At 73.4% G+C, this 19495-nt stretch carries 17 protein-coding genes; 7 read left to right on the top strand and 10 right to left on the bottom strand.

Annotated elements, in window-relative coordinates; all coding sequences use genetic code 11:
• The first annotated feature begins 121 nt into the window (after positions 1–121).
• Positions 122–940 (top strand): polysaccharide deacetylase family protein, encoded by an 819-nt coding sequence (locus ACLU3S_RS27245; protein WP_413954599.1) that lies wholly within the window; start codon positions 122–124, stop codon positions 938–940.
• A gap of 75 nt (positions 941–1015) precedes the next feature.
• On the top strand, positions 1016–1456 hold the full coding sequence (locus ACLU3S_RS27240) for an SRPBCC family protein (RefSeq protein ID WP_413954598.1): 441 nt from the start codon (positions 1016–1018) through the stop codon (positions 1454–1456).
• Positions 1457–1468: 12 nt separating this feature from the next.
• Here ACLU3S_RS27240 and ACLU3S_RS27235 read toward each other — a convergent pair whose 3' ends face one another.
• From ACLU3S_RS27235 to ACLU3S_RS27210, 6 genes are all read right to left on the bottom strand, one after another.
• A complete protein-coding gene (locus ACLU3S_RS27235; RefSeq protein WP_413954597.1) occupies positions 1469–2110 on the bottom strand; it encodes a LysE family translocator in 642 nt (213 codons plus the stop codon).
• A gap of 68 nt (positions 2111–2178) precedes the next feature.
• A complete protein-coding gene (locus ACLU3S_RS27230; RefSeq protein WP_413954596.1) occupies positions 2179–3330 on the bottom strand; it encodes an XdhC family protein in 1152 nt (383 codons plus the stop codon).
• A 47-nt stretch (positions 3331–3377) separates the two neighbouring features.
• Positions 3378–4835, bottom strand: coding sequence for an NCS2 family permease (locus ACLU3S_RS27225; protein WP_413954595.1), 1458 nt, complete (start codon positions 4833–4835; stop codon positions 3378–3380).
• A gap of 161 nt (positions 4836–4996) precedes the next feature.
• Complete coding sequence (locus tag ACLU3S_RS27220; protein WP_413954594.1) at positions 4997–7378, bottom strand: xanthine dehydrogenase family protein molybdopterin-binding subunit; 2382 nt, start codon at positions 7376–7378, stop codon at positions 4997–4999.
• Between the two features lie 2 nt (positions 7379–7380).
• A complete protein-coding gene (locus tag ACLU3S_RS27215; RefSeq protein WP_413954593.1) occupies positions 7381–7953 on the bottom strand; it encodes a (2Fe-2S)-binding protein in 573 nt (190 codons plus the stop codon).
• Positions 7953–8846, bottom strand: coding sequence for an FAD binding domain-containing protein (locus tag ACLU3S_RS27210; RefSeq protein ID WP_413954592.1), 894 nt, complete (start codon positions 8844–8846; stop codon positions 7953–7955). The genes ACLU3S_RS27215 and ACLU3S_RS27210 overlap by 1 nt, the downstream gene beginning before the upstream one ends.
• Positions 8847–9212: 366 nt before the next feature.
• Between ACLU3S_RS27210 and ACLU3S_RS27205 the strand changes: the two genes are divergently transcribed.
• The 3 genes from ACLU3S_RS27205 (at position 9213) to ACLU3S_RS27195 (ending at position 12670) form a co-directional block, all read left to right on the top strand.
• Positions 9213–10886 carry a PucR family transcriptional regulator gene (locus tag ACLU3S_RS27205; protein ID WP_413954591.1) on the top strand — a complete coding sequence of 558 codons (1674 nt, stop codon included), beginning with the start codon at positions 9213–9215 and terminating at the stop codon, positions 10884–10886.
• Between the two features lie 164 nt (positions 10887–11050).
• Entirely contained in the window at positions 11051–11818 is a 768-nt protein-coding gene (locus tag ACLU3S_RS27200) for a hypothetical protein (protein ID WP_413954590.1), read from the top strand.
• A gap of 339 nt (positions 11819–12157) precedes the next feature.
• The gene (locus ACLU3S_RS27195; RefSeq protein WP_413954589.1) at positions 12158–12670 is read left to right on the top strand and encodes a DUF2231 domain-containing protein; all 513 of its coding nucleotides are present in this window, start codon (positions 12158–12160) and stop codon (positions 12668–12670) included.
• 69 nt (positions 12671–12739) lie between these two features.
• Here the strand turns inward: ACLU3S_RS27195 and ACLU3S_RS27190 are convergent, their stop codons facing one another.
• A complete protein-coding gene (locus ACLU3S_RS27190) occupies positions 12740–13600 on the bottom strand; it encodes a GntR family transcriptional regulator (RefSeq protein WP_413954588.1) in 861 nt (286 codons plus the stop codon).
• 167 nt (positions 13601–13767) lie between these two features.
• On the opposite strand from ACLU3S_RS27190, the gene ACLU3S_RS27185 reads away from it, so the two are divergent.
• Complete coding sequence (locus tag ACLU3S_RS27185; protein WP_413954587.1) at positions 13768–14610, top strand: (2Fe-2S)-binding protein; 843 nt, start codon at positions 13768–13770, stop codon at positions 14608–14610.
• Positions 14611–14912: 302 nt separating this feature from the next.
• Positions 14913–15956, top strand: a complete 1044-nt coding sequence (locus ACLU3S_RS27180) for a DUF2637 domain-containing protein (protein WP_413954586.1) — start codon at positions 14913–14915, stop codon at positions 15954–15956.
• Positions 15957–16025: 69 nt separating this feature from the next.
• On the opposite strand, the gene ACLU3S_RS27175 is transcribed toward ACLU3S_RS27180, so the two are convergent.
• From ACLU3S_RS27175 to ACLU3S_RS27165, 3 genes are all read right to left on the bottom strand, one after another.
• Positions 16026–16523, bottom strand: a complete 498-nt coding sequence (locus tag ACLU3S_RS27175) for an ATP-binding protein (protein WP_413954585.1) — start codon at positions 16521–16523, stop codon at positions 16026–16028.
• 296 nt (positions 16524–16819) lie between these two features.
• Positions 16820–18562, bottom strand: coding sequence for a pyruvate dehydrogenase (locus tag ACLU3S_RS27170; protein ID WP_413954584.1), 1743 nt, complete (start codon positions 18560–18562; stop codon positions 16820–16822).
• A 27-nt stretch (positions 18563–18589) separates the two neighbouring features.
• A partial coding sequence (locus ACLU3S_RS27165; protein ID WP_413954583.1) for a protein phosphatase 2C domain-containing protein occupies positions 18590–19495 on the bottom strand: 906 nt, incomplete at its 5' end.

The following is a 19495-nucleotide window of genomic DNA, read 5'->3' as shown; positions in this document are numbered from 1 at the left end:
GTTGGGCGGAGTCGGGGCGCCGCGGTCGTCCTCCTGCGCCGCCCCCCCCAACACGGTGGTACGGCCTGACGGACCACAGGGCCCGAACAGCCATGCTATACACTGTGTGTATAGTCCGGGCATGTCTCCAACGACCCACAAGATCCCGGCCTGGCAGCATGCGTCCAAGAAGACGCGCGGACGGCGCCGGAGGTTGCGTCCGGCCGCGCTCGCTTCGGCCGCGGTCGGCCTCGCACTCACACTGTCCGGCTGCGCGCAGGTCGACACCACCGCGCCGAGCAGCGCACGCGCGGCAGTGGCCCACGGCGCACCCGCGCGGCTGGGGAGCGTCGACTGCCGCGAGGCCAAGTGCATCGCGCTCACCTTCGACGCGGGGCCCAGCGAGAACTCGGCGCGGCTGCTCGACATCCTGAAGCAGAAGAAGGTCTCGGCGACCTTCTTCCTGCTCGGCAAGAACCACATCGAGAAGTACCCGGACCTGGTCAAGCGGATGGCGGCCGAGGGCCACGAGGTCGCGAGCCACACCTGGGACCACAAGATCCTCACGCGCATATCGGACGCACAGATACGCGAGGAGCTGACGCGGCCCGACGACGCGATCGAGCGGCTCATCGGGCACAAGCCCACGCTGATGCGCCCGCCGCAGGGCCGTACGGACGCCGACGTGCACCGGATCTGCAAGGAGCTGGGCCTGGCGGAGGTGCTGTGGAGCGTGACCGCCAAGGACTACATGACCAACGACTCCCGGCTCATCACCGAGCGGGTCCTGGACCAGGCGTCCCGGGACGGGATCATCCTGCTGCACGACATCTACCCGGGCACCGTGCCGGCCGTGCCGGGCATCATCGACGCCCTCAAGGCGCGGGGCTACGTCTTTGTGACGGTGCCCCAGCTCCTCGCACCGGGCAAGGCCGTACCGGGCAAGGTGTACCGGCCCTGAGGCGACCGCTGCGCCGACCGGGTGAGGCGCGGTCGAAAGCGGGGGGACCCGGCGCGCAGTGCCTACCATCGTGCCGTGCCCCGCTTCTCCTTCGAACGCACGACCCCACTTCCTCTGGACGAGACGTGGCGCCGGCTCACCCAGTGGCCCCGCCACGCCCAGGTGGTCCCGCTGACCCGGATCACGGTGCTCACGCCCGCGCCGACCCGGGAGGGCACCCGCTTCGTCGCTCGTTCCGGCGTGGGCCCGCTGGCCTTCGACGACGTGATGGAGGTGACCGTCTGGCGCCCGCCCGCCGGCGGCGAGCCCGGGCTGTGCCGCTTGGAGAAGCGGGGCAGGGTGATCCTGGGCTGGGCGGAGGTCGAGGTCCGGCCGGGGCCCGGCGGCCGCAGCCGCGTGCTGTGGCGGGAGGAGCTGCGGGTGCGGTTCCTGCCCCGGGCATTCGACGGCGCGACGGAGCGCACGGCCCGGGCGATGTTCGGACGCGCGGTGACCCGGCTGCTGCGGCGGCCCTGAGGAGGGACGCGCTCAGTCCTTGCGGCCGGTCGCGGCGACCGTCACGCCGAGGCCGATCATCGTCAGGCCGCCGACGCCGCCGACCGCGGCGAGCCGCCGGGGCGAGCGCGCGAACCAGTCCCGGGCGCCCGAGGCGACCAGGCCCCAGAGGCTGTCGGAGGCCAGCGCGATGGCGTTGAAGACCAGGCCGAGCAGCAGCATCTGCACCGGCACATGCCCCTGGTCTCGGTCGACGAACTGGGGCAGTACGGCGGCGAAGAAGACCATCGTCTTGGGGTTGGCGATGCCGACCGCGAACCCCTCCCAGAGGGTGCGCAGGCCGCCGTGCGCCGGGCGGCCGGACTCCGCGAACGCGGCCCGCAGCGAGCCGCGCTGCCGCCATGCCCTGATCCCGAGGTACACCAGGTAGGCGGCGCCCGCGAGCTTCAGCGCGGTGAAGACGAGCACGGAGCGTTCGACGACCGAGCCGATGCCGAGGGCCACGGCCGCGACGAGGACGTAGGCGCCGAGCGTGTTGCCGGCGACCGTGGTCAGCGCGGTGCGGCGGCCGTGCGCGAGCGCCCGCCCGACGACGAAGAGCACGCTCGGGCCGGGGATCACGATCAGCAGAAGGGACAGCGCCGCGAAGGCGAGCAGCCGGTCGGTGGACACCATGTCCTCATGCAACACAGGCGCCCGCGCGCGCGGCAAACCGTTTTCCGCGTCCGTACCCGCGCACGTGCTCAGGCCACCGACCCGACCCCCGCCTCCGGGCGCGGCCCGGTGTCGTGGTGGATCGGGGTGTGCGCGCCGGTCAGCGGGACCCCGCTGCCGCCGCGCCGGTGCGCGACGATCTCGGCGCCGATGGACAGGGCCGTCTCCTCCGGCGTGCGGGCGCCCAGGTCGAGGCCGATCGGCGAGCGCAGCCGGGCCAGCTCCGGCTCGGTGACGCCGACCTCGCGCAGCCGCTCGTTGCGGTCCAGGTGGGTGCGGCGGGAGCCCATCGCGCCGACGTAGGCGACCGGCAGTCGCAGCGCCAGCTTCAGCAGCGGCACGTCGAACTTGGCGTCGTGGGTGAGGACGCACAGCACGGTCCGGCCGTCGACCTCGGTGCCCTCCAGGTACGTGTGGGGCCACGCGACGACGATCTCGTCGGCCTCGGGGAAACGGGCGCGGGTGGCGAACACCGGGCGGGCGTCGCACACGGTGACGTGGTAACCGAGGAACTTGCCGACCCGGACCAGGGCCGACGCGAAGTCGATCGCACCGAAGACGATCATCCGGGGCGCGGGGACGGAGGACTCGACCAGGACGGTGAGCGGGGCGCCGCAGCGCGAGCCCTGCTCGCCGATCTCCAGGGTGCCCGTGCGCCCCGCGTCCAGGAGGGCGCCGGCCTCGGCGGCGACCGTGCGGTCCAGTTCGGGGTGGGCGCCGAAGCCGCCGTCGTACGACCCGTCGGCGCGCACGAGCAGGGCCCGGCCCCGCAGTTCGTCCGGCCCCGCCACGATCCGCGCGAGCGCCGCCGCCTGCCCGCACGCGGCGGCGGCCAGCGCGGCGTGGACCACCGGCCGCGCGGGACCGTCCGCCACGACCGGCACGACGAGGATGTCGATGACGCCGCCGCAGGTCAGGCCGACGGCGAACGCGTCCTCGTCGCTGTACCCGAAGCGTTCGAGGACGGGCTGCCCGTCCTGGAGCACCTGCCGGCACAGCTCGTACACGGCGCCCTCCACGCACCCCCCGGAGACCGAGCCGACCGCCGTGCCCTCGGCGTCCACCGCGAGGGCGGCGCCCGGCCGGCGCGGGGCGCTGCCGCCGACGGCCACCACGGTGGCGACGGCGAAGTCACGGCCCTGCTCGACCCACCGGTTCAGCTCCTCGGCGATGTCCAGCATCTCTCGGTCTCCTCACGGGGTTGCGCGGAAGGGGGGTCGGCCGGACGCTAGTGCACGCCCAGCCGGCCCTCGATGGGATGGAGGGCGAAGTAGACCAGGAACACCACGGTCAGCCCCCACATGAAGGCGCCGATCTCGCGGGCCTTGCCCTGGGCGGTCCTGATGGCCGTGTAGGAGATGACGCCGGCGGCGACACCGGTGGTGATGGTGTAGGTGAACGGCATCAGGACGACGGTCAGGAACACCGGGATCGCGGTGGCGCGGTCGGCCCAGTCCACGTGCCGGGCGTTCATCAGCATCATGGCGCCGATGACCACGAGGGCGGCCGAGGCGACCTCCTGCGGGACGATCGCGGTGACCGGGGTGAAGAACAGGCAGGCCGTGAAGAACAGACCGGTGACGACGGAGGCGAGACCCGTGCGGGCCCCCTCTCCGACGCCCGTGGCGGACTCGATGAACACCGTCTGGCCGGAGCCGCCCGCCAGGCCGCCGATCGCGCCGCCGGCGCCGTCGATGAACAGCGCCTTGGACAGGCCGGGCATACGGCCCTTGTCGTCGGCGAGTCGGGCCTCGGTGCCGACGCCGATGATGGTGGCCATCGCGTCGAAGAAGCCGGCGAGCACCAGGGTGAAGACGATCATGGCGACCGTCATCCCGCCGACCTGGCCCCAGCCGCCGAACTCCACGTGCCCGAAGAGCGAGAAGTCGGGCATCGACACCGCGCTGCCGTGCAGGGCGGGGGCGCCGCCCGCCCACTGCTTGGGGTCGATGACCCCGAGCCCGTCGAGGACCGCGGCGACGACCGTGCCGGAGACGATGCCGATCAGGATGGCGCCGGGGACGTTCCGGGCCTGCAGCATGAAGATCAGCAGCAGGGTGCCGGCGAAGAGCAGCACCGGCCAGCCGGTGAGCTGGCCCGCCGGGCCGAGGCTGAGCGGGGTGGCCGTGCCCTTGTGCACGAAGCCGGACTTGTAGAGGCCGATGAGGGCGATGAACAGGCCGATGCCCATCGTGATGCCGTGCTTGAGCGCGAGCGGGATCGCGTTCATGATCATCTCGCGCAGGCCGGTGACGACCAGTAGCATGATCACGACGCCGTACATCACACACATGCCCATGGCCTGCGGCCAGGTCATGTGGGGGACGACCTGCGAGGACAGGACGCCGGAGACGGAGAGGCCGGCGGCGAGGGCGAGCGGCACCCTGCCGACGAATCCCATCAGCAGCGTGGTGAGGGCCGCGGCGAACGCGGTGGCGGTGATCAGCGCCCGCTGGCCGAGCGTGTCACCGTGCACGTCCTTGCCGGACAGGATGAGGGGGTTGAGGAGGAGGATGTAGGCCATCGCCATGAAGGTGGTGATGCCGCCGCGCACCTCGCGCGCGACGGTGGATCCTCTCCGGGAGATGTGGAAGTACCGGTCGAGCCAGGACCGGCCGGCCGGGACGCGGGTGCCCTCACCCGCGTCCTCGGCGGTGGTCGTCGGCTCCAGTGACTGCTGGGTCATGTGGGCCTGCTCCCAAGGTTCAAAGGGGCACCCGTGCGCACGCCTTCGACGGCGCGCGGGATTTGGGGAGGTGCACGACCCGGGGGACGGCCCGAGACGAACAGAGGGGGATCCCGGGGAACGCGTCCCCAGGACGACTCAGAGGTTCGACCCTCGGAGGGTCACGTGCCGGTGAGGTGTTCGGGACGTACCGGCGTCCTGTTCAGCTCCAGCCCGGTCGCGTCCCGGATCGCCGCGAGGACGGCCGGGGTGGACGACAGGGTCGGGGCCTCGCCGACGCCGCGCAGCCCGTACGGGGCGTGGTCGTCGGCGAGTTCGAGCACATCGACCGGGATGGTCGGCGTGTCGAGGATCGTGGGGATCAGATAGTCCGTGAAGGAGGGGTTCTTGACCTTCGCCGTCCTCGGGTCGACGACGATCTCCTCCATCACGGCCACGCCCAGGCCCTGGGTCGTACCGCCCTGGATCTGGCCGATGACGGAGAGCGGGTTGAGCGCCTTGCCGACGTCCTGGGCGCAGGCCAGCTCGATCACCTTGACCAACCCGAGTTCGGTGTCGACCTCGACGACCGCGCGGTGGGCGGCGAAGGAGTACTGGACGTGCCCGTTGCCCTGGCCGGTGCGCAGGTCGAAGGGCTCGGTCGGCCGGTGCCGCCACTCCCGCTCGATCTCCACCACCTCGTCCTCCAGGACGTCCACCAGGTCGGCCAGCACCTCGCCGCCGTCGGTGACGACCTTGCCGCCCTCCAGCAGCAGCTCCGCCGTCGCCCAAGCGGGGTGGTAGGAGCCGAACTTGCGGCGCCCGAGCTCCAGGACCCGCTCGCGGACCAGCTCGCACGCGTGCTTCACGGCGCCGCCGGTGACGTAGGTCTGCCGGGAGGCCGAGGTCGAACCCGCCGAGCCCACCCGGGTGTCGGCCGGGTGGATGGTCACCTGGGCCACGCCCAGCTCGGTGCGGGCGATCTGCGCGTGCACGGTGACGCCGCCCTGGCCGACCTCCGCCATCGCGGTGTGCACGGTAGCGACGGGCTCGCCGCCCACGACCTCCATGCGCACCCTGGCGGTGGAGTAGTCGTCGAAGCCCTCGGAGAAGCCCACGTTCTTGATGCCGACCGCGTAGCCGACTCCGCGTACGACGCCCTCGCCGTGCGTGGTGTTGGACAGGCCGCCGGGCAGCTGCCGTACGTCGGCTCCCTCGCTGGACTCCCACTGGCGCTCCGGCGGCAGCGGCATCGCCTTGACGCGGCGCAGGAGTTCGGCGACCGGGGCCGGGGAGTCGACGGGCTGGCCCGTCGGCATGATCGTGCCCTGCTCCATGGCGTTCAGCTGCCGGAACTCCACCGGGTCCATGCCCAGCTTCTTCGCCAGCTTGTCCATCTGCGCCTCGTAGGCGAAGCACGCCTGGACCGCGCCGAATCCGCGCATGGCGCCGCAGGGCGGGTTGTTGGTGTAGAGGGCGAGGGCCTCGATGTCGACGTCGTCGACCACGTAGGGGCCGACCGACAGGGAGGAGGCGTTGCCGACGACCGCCGGGGAGGCGGAGGCGTAGGCCCCGCCGTCCAGGACGATCCGGCACTTCACATGGGTCAGCCTGCCGTCGCGCGTGGCCCCGTGCTCGTAGTACAGCTTCGCCGGGTGGCGGTGGACATGCCCGAAGAAGGACTCGAACCGGTTGTAGACGATCTTGACGGGCTTGCCGGTGCGCAGCGCGAGCAGGCACGCGTGGATCTGCATCGACAGGTCCTCGCGGCCGCCGAACGCGCCGCCGACGCCGGCCAGCGTCATGCGCACCTTCTCCGGCGGCAGACCGAGCACCGGGGCCATCTGGCGCAGGTCGGAGTGGAGCCACTGGGTGGCGATGTAGAGGTGGACGCCGCCGTCCTCCTCCGGCACGGCGAGGCCGGACTCGGGACCGAGGAAGGCCTGGTCCTGCATGCCGAAGGTGTACTCGCCCTCGACGATCACGTCGGCCCGCCCGCGCGCCTCGGTCACGTCGCCGCGGACGATCGGCTGGCGATGCACGATGTTCGGGTGCGGGACGTGACCGGCGTGGTGGTCGGTGCGGTTCTCGTGGACGAGGACCGCGTCGGGGGCGGTCGCGGAGGCCTCGTCGGTGATGACGGGGAGTTCGCGGTAGTCGACCTTGATCTTCGCGGCGGCGCGGCGGGCGGTCTCCGGGTGGTCGGCGGCGACGAGCGCGACCGGCTCGCCGTGGTGGCGCACCTTGCCGTGGGCGAGGACCGGGGTGTCCTGGATCTCCAGGCCGTAGTGGCGCACCTCGGTGGGCAGGTCGTCGTACGTCATGACCGCGTAAACGCCCGGCGTGGCCAGGGCCTCGCTGGTGTCGATCGAGACGATCTCGGCGTGCGCGACGGTGGAGCGCAGGATCTGGCCCCAGAGCATGTCCTCGTGCCACATGTCGGACGAGTACGCGAACTCGCCGGTGACCTTCAGGGTGCCGTCGGGCCGGAGCGTGGACTCGCCGATGCCGCCCTTGGTCGGGGTGCCCTGCGTGATCTTCGTAGGAGCGCCGTTGGCTGGCATGGTCAGGCCCCCTCGGACTTGCGGGCGGCCGCCAGGCGGACCGCGTCCATGATCTTCTCGTAGCCCGTGCAGCGGCACAGGTTGCCCGACAGCGCCTCGCGGATGTCGGCGTCGGTGGGGTTCGGGTTGCGCTCCAGGAGTTCGTCGGAGGCGACGAGCAGACCCGGGGTGCAGAAGCCGCACTGGACGGCGCCCGCGTCAATGAACGCCTGCTGGACCGGCGAGAGTCCGGCGCCCTCGCCGGTCTGCGAGTCGGTGCCCTTCGCCCGCCATCCGCGGGCCTCGTCGAGCGAGGTGCCGCCGGAGCCGGTGCCGCACGCGCGCTGCCTGGCATAGTCCGCCAGACCCTCCACGGTCACCACCTCGCGGCCCTCGACCTGACCGGCCGCCACCAGGCAGGAGCAGACGGGCACGCCGTCGAGCCGCACGGTGCAGGAGCCACACTCGCCCTGCTCGCACGCGTTCTTGGAGCCGGGCAGGCCGAGGCGCTCGCGCAGGACGTACAGCAGGGACTCGCCCTCCCAGACGTCGTCGGCCTCCTGCGGGCGTCCGTTCACGGTGAAGTTGACACGCATTACGCAGCTCCCTCTGATGCGCGGCGGGCGCCGCGGTACGACTCCCAGGTCCAGGTGAGCGTCCGGCGGGCCATCACGCCGACCGCGTGGCGGCGGTAGCTCGCGGTGCCCCGGACGTCGTCGATCGGGTTGCAGGCGCCGGAGCACAGCTGCGCGAACCGCTGGGCGACGGACGGGGTGATGATCTTCCCGTTGTCCCAGAAGCCGCCCTCCTCGAGGGCCGCGTTCAGGAACTCCTCGGCGGCCCTGGCCCGCACGGGTGTGGGGGCCGCCGAGCCGATACCGGTGCGCACGGTGCGGGTCTGCGGGTGCAGCGCGAGGCCGAAGGCGCACACGGCGATGACCATGGCGTTGCGCGTGCCGACCTTGGAGTACTGCTGCGGGCCGTCCGCCTTCCTGATGTGCACGGCGCGGATCAGCTCGTCGGGCTGGAGCGCGTTGCGCTTGACGCCGGTGTAGAACGCGTCGATCGGGATCAGCCGGGTGCCGCGGGCGGCCGACGCCACCTCCACCTCGGCGCCGGCCGCGAGGAGGGCGGGGTGGGCGTCGCCGGCGGGCGAGGCCGTGCCGAGGTTGCCGCCGACGCCGCCGCGGTTGCGGATCTGCGGGGAGGCCACCGTGTGCGAGGCGAGCGCGAGGCCCGGCAGCTCGGCACGGAGCTCTTCCATGATCGTGGTGTAGGGCACCGAGGCGCCCAGCCGCACACTCTCCTCGCCGGCCTCCCACTCGTAGAGGTCTCCGATGCGGTTCAGGTCGAGGAGGTACTCGGGCCGGCGGTGGTCGAAGTTGATCTCGACCATCACGTCGGTGCCACCCGCAATCGGCACAGCGGTGGGGTGCTCGGCCTTCGCGGCGAGCGCCTCCTCCCAGCTGGCGGGGCGAAGGAAGTCCATGACCGGCTCTCTTCTTCGTCTCGGTGCTCTTGGCAGGCTCTTGGAAGCCGTACGGATCGAGCCAGTCCGGGTGCGGCGGGACGGGGCTCGTTCAGGTGCTGTCGGACGCGGAGTGGACTCAGTACACCGCCGCGTACTCCGGCGGGGTCAGTCACCGAAACCATGAAGGAGTTGGCTGGCCACGGCGGGCATCTTGTAGATTCGTATGAACGGAGGTCATCGGCAACCTCTCCGTTTTCCTGGGGAAACGCAGGTAACGGCCCGGCGGCCCCGGAAGGCGGCCCGCGCACGCCCGCACCGGGCCACTCCCGTGTACCCCACCCAAGATCCATCGTAGGTTTCGAGACAAGGAACGGCGGCGACGAGATGCGGCTGCGCGCACTGCTGGACACCGACGCGCTGGGGCTGCGGCTGCTCGGCGGCGAGGACGAGCTGGACCGCGCGGTGCGCGGTGTGATGACCACCGACCTGCGCGACCCCAGCCGCTACCTCTCCGGCGGTGAGCTGGTGCTCACGGGCCTGGCCTGGCGCCGGGACGCCGCGGACTCCGAGCCGTTCGTCCGCATCCTCGTGCAGGCCGGGGTGGCGGCCCTCGCGGCCGGCGAGGCCGAGCTGGGCGATGTGCCGGACGACCTGGTGCTCGCCTGCGCCAGGCACCGGCTGCCGCTGTTCGCGGTGCACGAGTCGGTGGCGTTCGCGACGATCACCGAGCACGTCGTCCGGCAGGTGTCCGGCGAGCGGGCCGGGGACCTGGCGGCCGTGGTGGACCGGCACCGGCGGATGATGACCTCGGGCCCGGCGGGCGGCGGCCCGGACGTCGTGCTGGACCTGCTCGGCTCCGACCTGGACCTGCGCGCCTGGGTGCTCTCCCCCACCGGCCGCCTGATCGCCGGCTCCAAGGCGCCGGGCCCGGCCCTGACCGCCGAGACCTGCGCGCAGCTGGCCGCCGAGCACCTGACCGCCGCCCGCACCGGCCGGCGCGGCCCGCACCGGGTCCTGCTCGGCGGTACGGTGTACTCGCTGTTCCCGATCCGTTCCTCCGGCCGCTCCCCGCAGGCCGCGCGCGACGTGCGCGAGACGGTGCTGTCGGACTGGCTGCTGGCCGTCGAGGCGGACGCGGGCGACTGGCCCGAGGAGCGCATGGACCTGCTCCAGGGCGTCACCCAGCTGATCGCCGTCGAACGGGACCGCCGGGACGCGGCCCGCACGGTGCGGCGCCGGCTCGCCCAGGAGGTGCTGGAACTGGTGCAGTCGGGCGCCGCGCCCGCCGAGATCGCGGCCCGCCTGCGGGTCGCCGCGCCGGTGCTCCTGCCCGGGCTCGGGGCGGCCCCGCACTGGCAGGTCGTCGTGGCCCGGGTGGAATGGGACGGTGACCAGGTGGAGGGCGGCCCGGTCGCCCAGTCGCTGCTGGAGGAGGTGCTGGTCGACCCGCAGGCGACCGGCCCGGAGCCGTCCGACCGCATCGCCGTGGCGCACACCGGCGAGGAGGCGATCGCCCTGGTGCCGCTGCCCGCGGTCGCGGCCGAGCACGACGGCTCGGAGACCGGCCTGCTCGCCGAGGCACTGCTGCAGGCGATGCGCGAACCGCTGTCGGCCGGCCTGAACGACGACGGGCGCATCACCCTCGGCGTCAGCGCGGCCGTGCACTCGGCGGAGGGCCTGCGCGGCGCCCTGGAGGAGGCCCGGCACGCCCGCCGGGTGGCGGCCGCCCGCCCGGGCCGGGTCTGCGCGGCCGGCCACCAGGAACTGGCCAGCCACGTCCTGCTGCTGCCCTTCGTGCCGGACGACGTCCGCCGGGCCTTCACGGCCCGCCTGCTGGACCCGCTGAAGGAGTACGACCGCCGCCACCGGGCCGAGCTGATCCCGACCCTGGAGGCGTTCCTCGACTGCGACGGCTCCTGGACCCGCTGCGCCACCCGCCTCCACCTGCACGTCAACACGCTGCGCTACCGGGTCGGCCGGATCGAGCAGTTGACGGGACGGGACCTGTCCCGGCTGGAGGACAAGCTCGACTTCTTCCTGGCGCTGCGCATGAGCTGAGCGAAGGCCCCCGGAGGGCGGCGTGCCAAGTCACGCCAAGTGCCCACGACTTTGTGAAATCTTTCACCCACCCCCTTGGCCCGGCCCCGCTGTTGGTGCTGGAATGCCGCCACCACTCAAGGCTCGATGGCGTGCTCGGGGAGGGCAACGTGGCGCATTCCGCCATGTCTGGTAACGGAACGACCGCCGGTGACGATCCTCTCCAGACCGCGGTGTGGCGGCTGCGCTCACGGGCCTGCTGGGCCGACGCGGCCGCCCTGCTGCCACCCGACACCCCGCCGACGGCGTTGCAGCGCGCCTCGCTGCTGGTCGAACGGTGCCTGTACACCGAGCGGGGCTGGGCGGAGGCGGAGGACGCCCTGCGGACGGCCGAGGCGCTCGCGCACACCGACGAGGAGCGGGGCGCGGCCGCCTGCGAGCGCGGCCAGCTCGCCTACACCGCCACGCTGCACGGCGTCCGGGACCGCGCGGACGAGGCGCGGGCCGCGCTGGGCCGGGCGGCGGCGCTGATCCCGCCCGGCGCGGCGGGCCGGGCGCTGCTGGACTTCCGCCGGGGCCTGATCGCGGAGAACCTGACCCACTCCCCGCAGGCGGCGCGTGCCGCGTATCGCAGGGCGCACGCGGCCGCCGCCGCGCACGCCGACCCGCTGCTGCTGTCCTTCACCTGGCGCCACCTCGCCGGACTCGCCCTGCGCGAGGGGGAGTTGACCGAGGCCCGGAACGGCTTCGCCGAGTCCCTGCGGATCCGCGAGGAGCTGGGCTACCTGGTGGGCACCGCGCCCGCCCTGGCCTCGCTGGCGGACACCGAGGACGAGCCGGAGGCGTCCCGGCTGCGCGAGGAGGCCCGGCGGCTGTTCCGCCTGCTCGGGGGCGTGCCGACGTGGCTGGCGCGGCAGTTGACGCCGCCCGCGCCGGGTGCGGCGACTGCCTAGGTCCGTCGCCGCGGGCCCGGCGCTCGTGCCCTCCGGCCGCGGGGCCGGCGACCGCTTAGGTCCGACGCCGCGGGCCCGGCGCTCGTGCCTGACGCGCGGGGCCGAGGTCCCCGCGGCCGGAGGGCGGGGAGGGAACTGGACGACGGGTCTCAGCGGCCGGCCCAGAGGACGACGACGCGCCCCGCGGCCGGCCCAGAGGAAGACGACGCGCCCCGGCGACCGGCCCGGACGGAGACGACGAGCGGAGAGACGACGGGTCCCGGCCGGCTCAGAGGGAACTGAGAGTTTCCTCTGACAGTCTCTGGCCCGCCCCGAAACCCCCCTCAGGAGCGCGTCCCGATGACTCTCGTCAACGGCCTTCCGGCCCATGTCCTGCTCGTCCACATCGTCGTGGTGCTGATCCCGCTCACCGCGCTCGCCCTGGTGACCTGCGCGCTGTGGCCGCGGGCCGCCCGGCGCCTGGGCGTGCTGCTGCCCGCGGTGGCCCTGGTCGCCCTGATCAGCGTGCCGCTGACCTCGCACGCGGGCGAGTGGCTGGAGCGGCACGTCGCCGACGACGCTCTTGTGCGCAGGCACACCGAGCTGGGCGACGGGCTGCTGCCCTGGGCGCTGGGGCTGTTCGTGCTGGCCGGCGTCGTCTGGTGGGCCGCCCGGCCCGCCCCCGCGCCGATCGGGCAGGGCGGTGGCTCGCGCCGGTCCGCGCTGCCGGTCCGGATCGTGGTGGGCGTGCTGTCGGTGGCCGTGGCGGCGGGCGCGGTGGTGGACGTGTACCGCATCGGCGACTCGGGCGCGAAGGCCGCCTGGCACGACGCCTACTCGAAGTCGGCGCACGGCTCGCAGGGCGGTTCCTGAGAGCGCCGGAAGCGGCGGGGGCACGCGACCCGGCCACGGGGGAGCGGCGCCCGAGCACCGCGGCCGCCGTCAGCCGGCGCCCGTGAAGTGCTCCCCCACCAGCTCCCGCACCACGTCCAGGTCCCGCGCGATCAGGGCGTCCAGCAGAGCCGTGTGCTCCGACGCGTCCGCGACCAGGTCGGCACGGCCGTGCCGGACCGGACCGCCGACGAGCGGCCACTGGGACCGGCGGTGCAGGTCCTCGGCGATGCGCACCAGCTGCTCGTTGCCCGACAGGGACAGCATCGCCCGGTGGAACGCCCGGTCGGACTCCGCGTACGTCGCCGCGCAGCCCGAGGCGGCCGCCCGTACCGTGTCCTCCGCGAGCGGCCGGAGCCCGGCCCACCGCTCGGCCGGCACCGTCCGGGCGAGCCGCAGCATCACCGGCACCTCGATGAGCCCGCGCACCTCCGCCAGCTCCGCCAGCTCCCGCGCCCCGCGCTCGACCACCCGGAAGCCCCGGTTGGGCACGACCTCGACGGCGCCTTCCAGGGAGAGCTGCTGCATGGCCTCGCGCACGGGCGTGGCCGAGACGCCGAAGCGCTCGCCGAGGACGGGGGCCGAATAGACCTCGCCCGGCTTGAGCTCACCGGCCACCAGCGCCGTGCGCAGCGCGTCCAGGATCTGCCCGCGCACGGACGTGCGCTGCACCGCGGGCCGCGGCGCGGGGATCGGCCGCTCGCCGTGGGTGTGCTCGCCCCGCGCGGCCCCCGGCACCGCGGCGTCCCGCTCCCGGGCCGGGAGGCCGGTGTCCGCGGGGCGCTGCTGGGCCGGGAGGTCGGTGTCCGTGGAGCGCTGCTGGGCCGGGAAGCCGGTGTCCGTAGGGCGCTGCCGGGCCGGGACGCGGGTGCCCTCCCACGTCGCGGCGGAGCCCTGCACGCCCTGCTCCACGGGGTCCTCCTGGCGGCTTGTCGGTACTTGGGGTATTAACGACGGCTTGTCGCTTGTTCGTCAAGCACCTTAGGCGGACCGTGGCGCAGTTCAAACTTCCGGGGAGCTTGAGTAAGGTGAGGCTAACCTGCTCAATCGGCCCGTGACCAAGGATCGGTGGTTCCGCCATGCCCGCTGCGGCCTCGCCGCTCACTGCCGCCTACGAGCGCCTCGGGGCCGCCTTCCCGGGCCTCGCCGTGACCGAGCTGGGCCCGGACGAGCCGTGGCCCCGGGGCGGCGGCTGGGTGAGCGCGGCGGGGCTCGCGGCGGGCGGACCGGAGCTGGACGCCTTCCTCGCCCGGGACGACGCGCAGGTGCTGCGGGACTACGGCCGGCCGGCCCGCCCGGACGTCGTGGCGAGCTTCGGCCTGCACCGCTACGCCTGGGCCGCCTGCCTGCTGATCACCGTCCCCTGGTTCCTGCACCGCAGGGTGCCCCGGCTGCCCGTGCCGCAGGTGTCGTACGACCGCACGACCGGGCGTATGGCCGTACGCGGCCCCGTCTCCTTCGCCTGCCTGCCCGCCGACCCCGCGTCCGCCCTGCCCGGAGCCGTCGTCGTGCCGGACGAGGAGGCGCTGCGGGCCGAGGTGCGGGCGTCCGTCGCCGAGCACCTGGAGCCGGTGCTCGCCGCCTTCGGGCCGCGGATGCGGCGGCGCGGGCGGGCGCTGTGGGGCATGGCGACCGACGAGGTCGTGGAGGGGCTGTGGTACGTCGCCCGGCTGCTGGGCGAGCGCGAGGAGGGGCTGGCGGTGCGGGAGCTGGAGCTGCTGCTGCCGGGCGCGACCCGGCCGTACGCCGGCTCGGCCGCGTTCCGCACGCTCACCGGTCCGCACGGCGAGCCCCTGCCCACCCGGGACCGGGTGAGCTGCTGCCTGTTCTACACCGTGCGCCCCGAGGACACCTGCGTCACCTGCCCGCGCACCTGCGACGCCGACCGGATCGCCCAACTGGCCGCCGGGGCCGCGGCCTGAGGCTCCGGCAGGTATGAGCCCGCGCCCCGCGTGCCCTAAGATCATCGCGAACCGGGTCGCCCACGCGGACGAGCCCTTCACAACTTCCTCACCCGCCGCGGGAACTTTCCGCGGAACCATCCGTCCGGGTAGTCTTATTCGAACTCAACTCCCGCCCCTCAAGCGGCAGTTCGAGCAATACGTCGCCCTGGGCATCCCCTTGCACCTTCTTGGCGGCCTCTTGCCCCGAAACCCCCTGAGGGCCGACGGGAGTGGGCCACTATGGCGGGCGTTACGCCCTATCCCAATGCAAGGGACCCCTGATGAGATTGACCGACATATCGCTGAACTGGCTGCTTCCGGGCGCCGTACTGCTCCTGGGGATGCTGGCGGCGGTGGCGGTGCTCGCGCGCGGCAAGCGCTCCTCCGGGGAGAGCGCGAGCGCGGACGACTCGTGGGAGCGCAGCGAGGAGCGCCGCCGGCGCAAGGAGGCCGTCTACGGCACGGCCTCCTATGTGCTGCTGTTCTGCTGTGCGGCGGTCGCGGCCGCACTGTCCTTCCACGGCCTGGTCGGCTTCGGCGAGCAGAACCTCGGGCTGACCGACGGCTGGCAGTACCTGGTGCCGTTCGGCCTGGACGGCGCGGCGATGTTCTGCTCCGTGCTCGCGGTGCGCGAGGCCAGCCACGGTGACGCGGCGCTCGGGTCGCGGATACTCGTGTGGTTGTTCGCCGCGGCGGCGGCCTGGTTCAACTGGGTGCACGCGCCGCGGGGTGCCGGGCACGCGGGCGCGCCGCAGTTCTTCTCCGGTATGTCGCTGTCGGCCGCCGTGCTGTTCGACCGGGCGCTGAAGCAGACCCGCCGCGCCGCCCTGCGCGAGCAGGGCCTGGTGCCGCGCCCGCTGCCGCAGATCCGGATCGTGCGCTGGCTGCGGGCGCCCCGCGAGACCTACCGGGCCTGGTCGCTGATGCTGCTGGAGGGTGTGCGCAGCCTCGACGAGGCGGTCGAGGAGGTCCGCGAGGACAAGCAGCGGAAGGACGAGACGCGGCAGCGCCGGCGCGACCAGCAGCGGATCGAGCGCGCTCGGCTGAAGGCCATCAGCCGGGGCCACCGGGGCCTCGTCGGCCGGGGCGGTGGCCGCCAGGTCGAGGTGCAGGCCGTGGAGCGCGGCCCCGCCCAGGCCACCGCGGAGCCTGCCATATCGACCGCGGAGCAGCTGCCGGTACGCTCTCGGCCCTCTTTGCAGCCGGTCCGCGGCGCGGCTGAGCCGGTGACCGTCGACCTCACCGCCGAGGACGACACCATGGCCCTGCCGCGACTGGACTCCCTGGAGCGCAAGCTGAAGGACCTCGAGCAGCAGTTCGGCTAGACGCGCGGCTCGGTACGGGACGGGGGCGTGACCGCCTGGGTCACGCCCCCGTCCCGTGTCCGCGGCCCGTCACGCGGCCTCGGCGCCGAGCTCGAACCACACCGACTTGCCCACCCCGTGCGGCCGTACACCCCACGCGTCCGCGAGGGACTCCACCAGGACCAGGCCCCGGCCGTGGGTGTCCTCGTCGTCGTCCGGGGTGTGCAGCTCGGGTCTGCGGGCCACGAAGTCCCGCACCTCCACGCGCAGTCCGGCGGGCGCCACGACCGCCGTGAGCACGGCGTCGTCGTCGGTGTGCACCAGTGCGTTGGTGACCAGTTCGCTGGTGAGCAGTTCGGCGATCTCCGAGCGGCCCGGCTTGCCCCAGTGCCGCAGCAGTTCGCGCAGTTCCCGCCGCGCCTCGGGCACGGCCCGCAAATCCGCCCGCCCCAGTCTGCGCCGCAGCCGCCGCGCGTGTTCCGTGATGGTGTTCGATCCTTCCCCCACGGTCTCCCCCGTGTCGTCCCCCGTCCGAGCCGAGGAGGCCCCGACGGTCCCGGGACCGCCTCCTCGCGCCTGCCTTCTCATGACCCCCGCCCACACGCCGCTGGTCCTCGTCCCTCCTGGTCGAACACGTTCACGGGGGATGCTTGCCCAACGGGCTCACGGACAGTCCTCGTCCCGGCCCGATGACCGGCGGTTCGGCCACGGCCACGGACCGACGCACCGGGACGTACCGGACCGCGGGACCCCTGCGCGGGGCCCCCGGCAGGCCGTCCGGCGCCACTGACGCCCCGTGACCGCCGGGCAGATGCGCCCGGCACGAGCGGTCGGCACACGGTCACGCCCCGTGAAACTGGCCGAAAACCGCTCCCTCTTCGGGGTCAGGGCCGCGGCATGTTCCGCAGGTTCGAGCGGGCCATCTGGAGCATGCGGCCCACCCCGCCGTCCAGCACGATCTTGGAGGCGGACAGCGCGAAGCCGGTGACCATCTCGGCGCTGATCCGCGGCGGGATGGACAGCGCGTTGGGGTCGGTGACGACGTCCACCAGCGCGGGCCCCTTGTGCCGGAAGGCGTCCTTGAGCGCCCCGGCGAGCTGTTTGGGCTTCTCCACCCGGATCCCCAGGGCGCCGCAGGCGCGCGCGACGGCGGCGAAGTCGGGGTTGGTGTTCGCGGTGCCGTACGAGGGCAGCCCGGAGACCATCATCTCCAACTCGACCATCCCGAGGGAGGAGTTGTTGAACAGGACGACCTTCACCGGCAGGTCGTACTGCACCAGGGTCAGGAAGTCGCCCATGAGCATGGCGAAGCCGCCGTCGCCGGACATCGACACCACCTGCCGCCGGCGGTCGGTGAACTGGGCGCCGATCGCCATGGGCAGCGCGTTGGCCATCGAGCCGTGCGAGAACGAACCGATGATGCGGCGGCGGCCGTTGGGTGAGATGTAGCGGGCCGCCCAGACGTTGCACATCCCGGTGTCCACGGTGAACACGGCGTCGTCGTCGGCGACGTCGTCGAGGACGGCGGCCACGTACTCGGGGTGGATCGGCACGTGCTTGTCGACCTTGCGGGTGTACGCCTTGACCACGCCCTCCAGCACGTCGGCGTGCTTCTTCAGCATCCGGTCCAGGAAGCGCCGGTCGGTCTTCTCCTTCACCCGCGGGATCAGGCAGCGCAGCGTCTCGCGCACGTCTCCCCACACGGCCAGGTCGAGCCGGGAGCGGCGGCCGAGGACCTGGGGCCGCACGTCGATCTGGGCGATCCGCACGTCGTCGGGCAGGAAGGCGTTGTACGGGAAGTCGGTGCCGAGCAGGATCAGCAGGTCGCACTCGTGGGTGGCCTCGTAGGCGGCGCCGTAGCCGAGCAGCCCGCTCATCCCTACATCGAAAGGATTGTCGTACTGGATGAACTCCTTGCCGCGCAGGGCGTGCCCCACCGGGGACTTGATCCGCCCGGCGAACTCCATGACCTCGGCGTGCGCGCCGGCCGTGCCGCTGCCGCAGAACAGGGTGACCCTGCCGGCCGTGTCGATCATGTCCACGAGGGCGTCGATCTCGGCGTCGCCGGGCCGGACGGTGGGCCGGGAGGTGACGAGGGCGCTCTGCGCGGCCTTCTCCGGGGCGGGTTCGGCGGCGATGTCGCCGGGCAGCGCGACCACGCTGACGCCGGCCTGGCCGACCGCGTGCTGGATGGCGGTCTGCAGCAGCCGCGGCATCTGCTTCGGGCTGGAGATCAGCTCGCTGTAGTGACTGCACTCCTGGAAGAGCCGGTCGGGGTGGGTCTCCTGGAAGTAGCCGAGGCCGATCTCACTGGACGGGATGTGCGAGGCGAGGGCGAGCACCGGGGCCATGGAGCGGTGGGCGTCGTACAGGCCGTTGATGAGGTGCAGGTTGCCGGGGCCGCAGGAGCCGGCGCAGGCGGCCAGCCGCCCGGTGACCTGGGCTTCGGCGCCGGCCGCGAAGGCGGCCGTCTCCTCGTGGCGGACGTGGATCCAGTCGATGGCGGCGTTGCGCCGGACGGCGTCCACGATCGGGTTGAGGCTGTCGCCGACGACACCGTAGAGGCGGCGGACACCGGCACGGACGAGGATGTCGACGAACTGCTCGGCTACGTTCTGTTTGGCCATGCACCCATGGATGCACAGGGACGGCGGTTACGCCTCCCACACGGCCGCCGCCGTACGGTCGTCGGCGTAGCCCTTCACCCGCACCTGGGCGTCGGCGAGGAAGGCGGCGAGGCCGGGCGCACCGCGGCCGGACCAGCGTCGGGCCAGGTAGCCGCAGAGGGCGGCCTCGCCGCGCAGCGGATCGGCGAGGCCCGCCGTGCACATCACCAGGACGTCACTCCGGCGGGCTACCGAGGCCCGGAACCGGAACGGCTCACGAGGCGGCTGCGGGGCCGGCTCGTACGGGCTCGGCGGGGTCGGGATGCCGAGGTCCATGGTGAGCCGGTCGCCCTCGGGGGTCTCCGCCGGCGGCGACCCGAAGCCGACCACGGGCGGACCCGGTGCCTCCTCAGGGGCCACGCGCGGCTCGATGTCCTGCCACTCGCCGTCCCGCAGCCGGAACAGGCCGCCGTCGCCGACGCCGAAGAACACCCGTGTGCGGCAGTCCGGGTCGGCCGGCAGCAGCAGGCAGCGCAGGGAAGCCGTGTACTCCTCCGGGTCGACGCCCTGCTCGGCGGCGCTCGCGCGGAGCCGGCCGAGGGTGCGGTCGGTCAGCCGGTGCAGGCCCGCCTTCAGGTCGGCGCGCCGGGCCGTCCGGATGTCCTCGGCCAGCCGCTGATGGCTGCGGCCCACCGCCTGCCCGATCCACCGGCACGCCTCGGCCGCCGCCAGATGCGCGCCCGGCCGGGCCCGTGCGCCGGTCGCCATCGCGACGAGCACCAGCGCGCGCTCCCCGGTGCCGAAGCGCGCGGTGAGCAGCGCGTCACGGCGCGGCTCGCCCCGGTACCGCGCCGAGTCCCCGCGCAACGACACGGCCCGCAACGTGCACGCCCCGTACCGGGCGCCGTCCAGCACGGTGTCGGCGACCAACTCCCCCAGCTCCTCCGGATCGGC

This window comes from Streptomyces sp. AF1A (genome assembly GCF_047340315.1).
Lineage (GTDB): Bacteria > Actinomycetota > Actinomycetes > Streptomycetales > Streptomycetaceae > Streptomyces.
The sequence above is the reverse complement of the archived record's forward strand: the minus strand, read 5'-3'. Positions and strand labels throughout refer to the sequence as shown.

Excerpts from the sequence above, each read along its gene's own strand:
- ACLU3S_RS27235 (WP_413954597.1), bottom strand. The coding sequence starts at position 2,110 with ATGGTGTCCACCGACCGGCTGCTCGCCTTCGCGGCGCTGTCCCTTCTG.
- ACLU3S_RS27245 (WP_413954599.1), top strand. The coding sequence starts at position 122 with ATGTCTCCAACGACCCACAAGATCCCGGCCTGGCAGCATGCGTCCAAG.
- ACLU3S_RS27210 (WP_413954592.1), bottom strand. The coding sequence starts at position 8,846 with ATGGACTTCCTTCGCCCCGCCAGCTGGGAGGAGGCGCTCGCCGCGAAG.
- ACLU3S_RS27175 (WP_413954585.1), bottom strand. The coding sequence starts at position 16,523 with ATGAGAAGGCAGGCGCGAGGAGGCGGTCCCGGGACCGTCGGGGCCTCC.
- ACLU3S_RS27225 (WP_413954595.1), bottom strand. The coding sequence starts at position 4,835 with ATGACCCAGCAGTCACTGGAGCCGACGACCACCGCCGAGGACGCGGGT.
- ACLU3S_RS27170 (WP_413954584.1), bottom strand. The coding sequence starts at position 18,562 with ATGGCCAAACAGAACGTAGCCGAGCAGTTCGTCGACATCCTCGTCCGT.
- ACLU3S_RS27215 (WP_413954593.1), bottom strand. The coding sequence starts at position 7,953 with ATGCGTGTCAACTTCACCGTGAACGGACGCCCGCAGGAGGCCGACGAC.
- ACLU3S_RS27200 (WP_413954590.1), top strand. The coding sequence starts at position 11,051 with ATGTCTGGTAACGGAACGACCGCCGGTGACGATCCTCTCCAGACCGCG.
- ACLU3S_RS27220 (WP_413954594.1), bottom strand. The coding sequence starts at position 7,378 with ATGCCAGCCAACGGCGCTCCTACGAAGATCACGCAGGGCACCCCGACC.
- ACLU3S_RS27180 (WP_413954586.1), top strand. The coding sequence starts at position 14,913 with ATGAGATTGACCGACATATCGCTGAACTGGCTGCTTCCGGGCGCCGTA.
- ACLU3S_RS27205 (WP_413954591.1), top strand. The coding sequence starts at position 9,213 with ATGCGGCTGCGCGCACTGCTGGACACCGACGCGCTGGGGCTGCGGCTG.
- ACLU3S_RS27230 (WP_413954596.1), bottom strand. The coding sequence starts at position 3,330 with ATGCTGGACATCGCCGAGGAGCTGAACCGGTGGGTCGAGCAGGGCCGT.
- ACLU3S_RS27185 (WP_413954587.1), top strand. The coding sequence starts at position 13,768 with ATGCCCGCTGCGGCCTCGCCGCTCACTGCCGCCTACGAGCGCCTCGGG.
- ACLU3S_RS27195 (WP_413954589.1), top strand. The coding sequence starts at position 12,158 with ATGACTCTCGTCAACGGCCTTCCGGCCCATGTCCTGCTCGTCCACATC.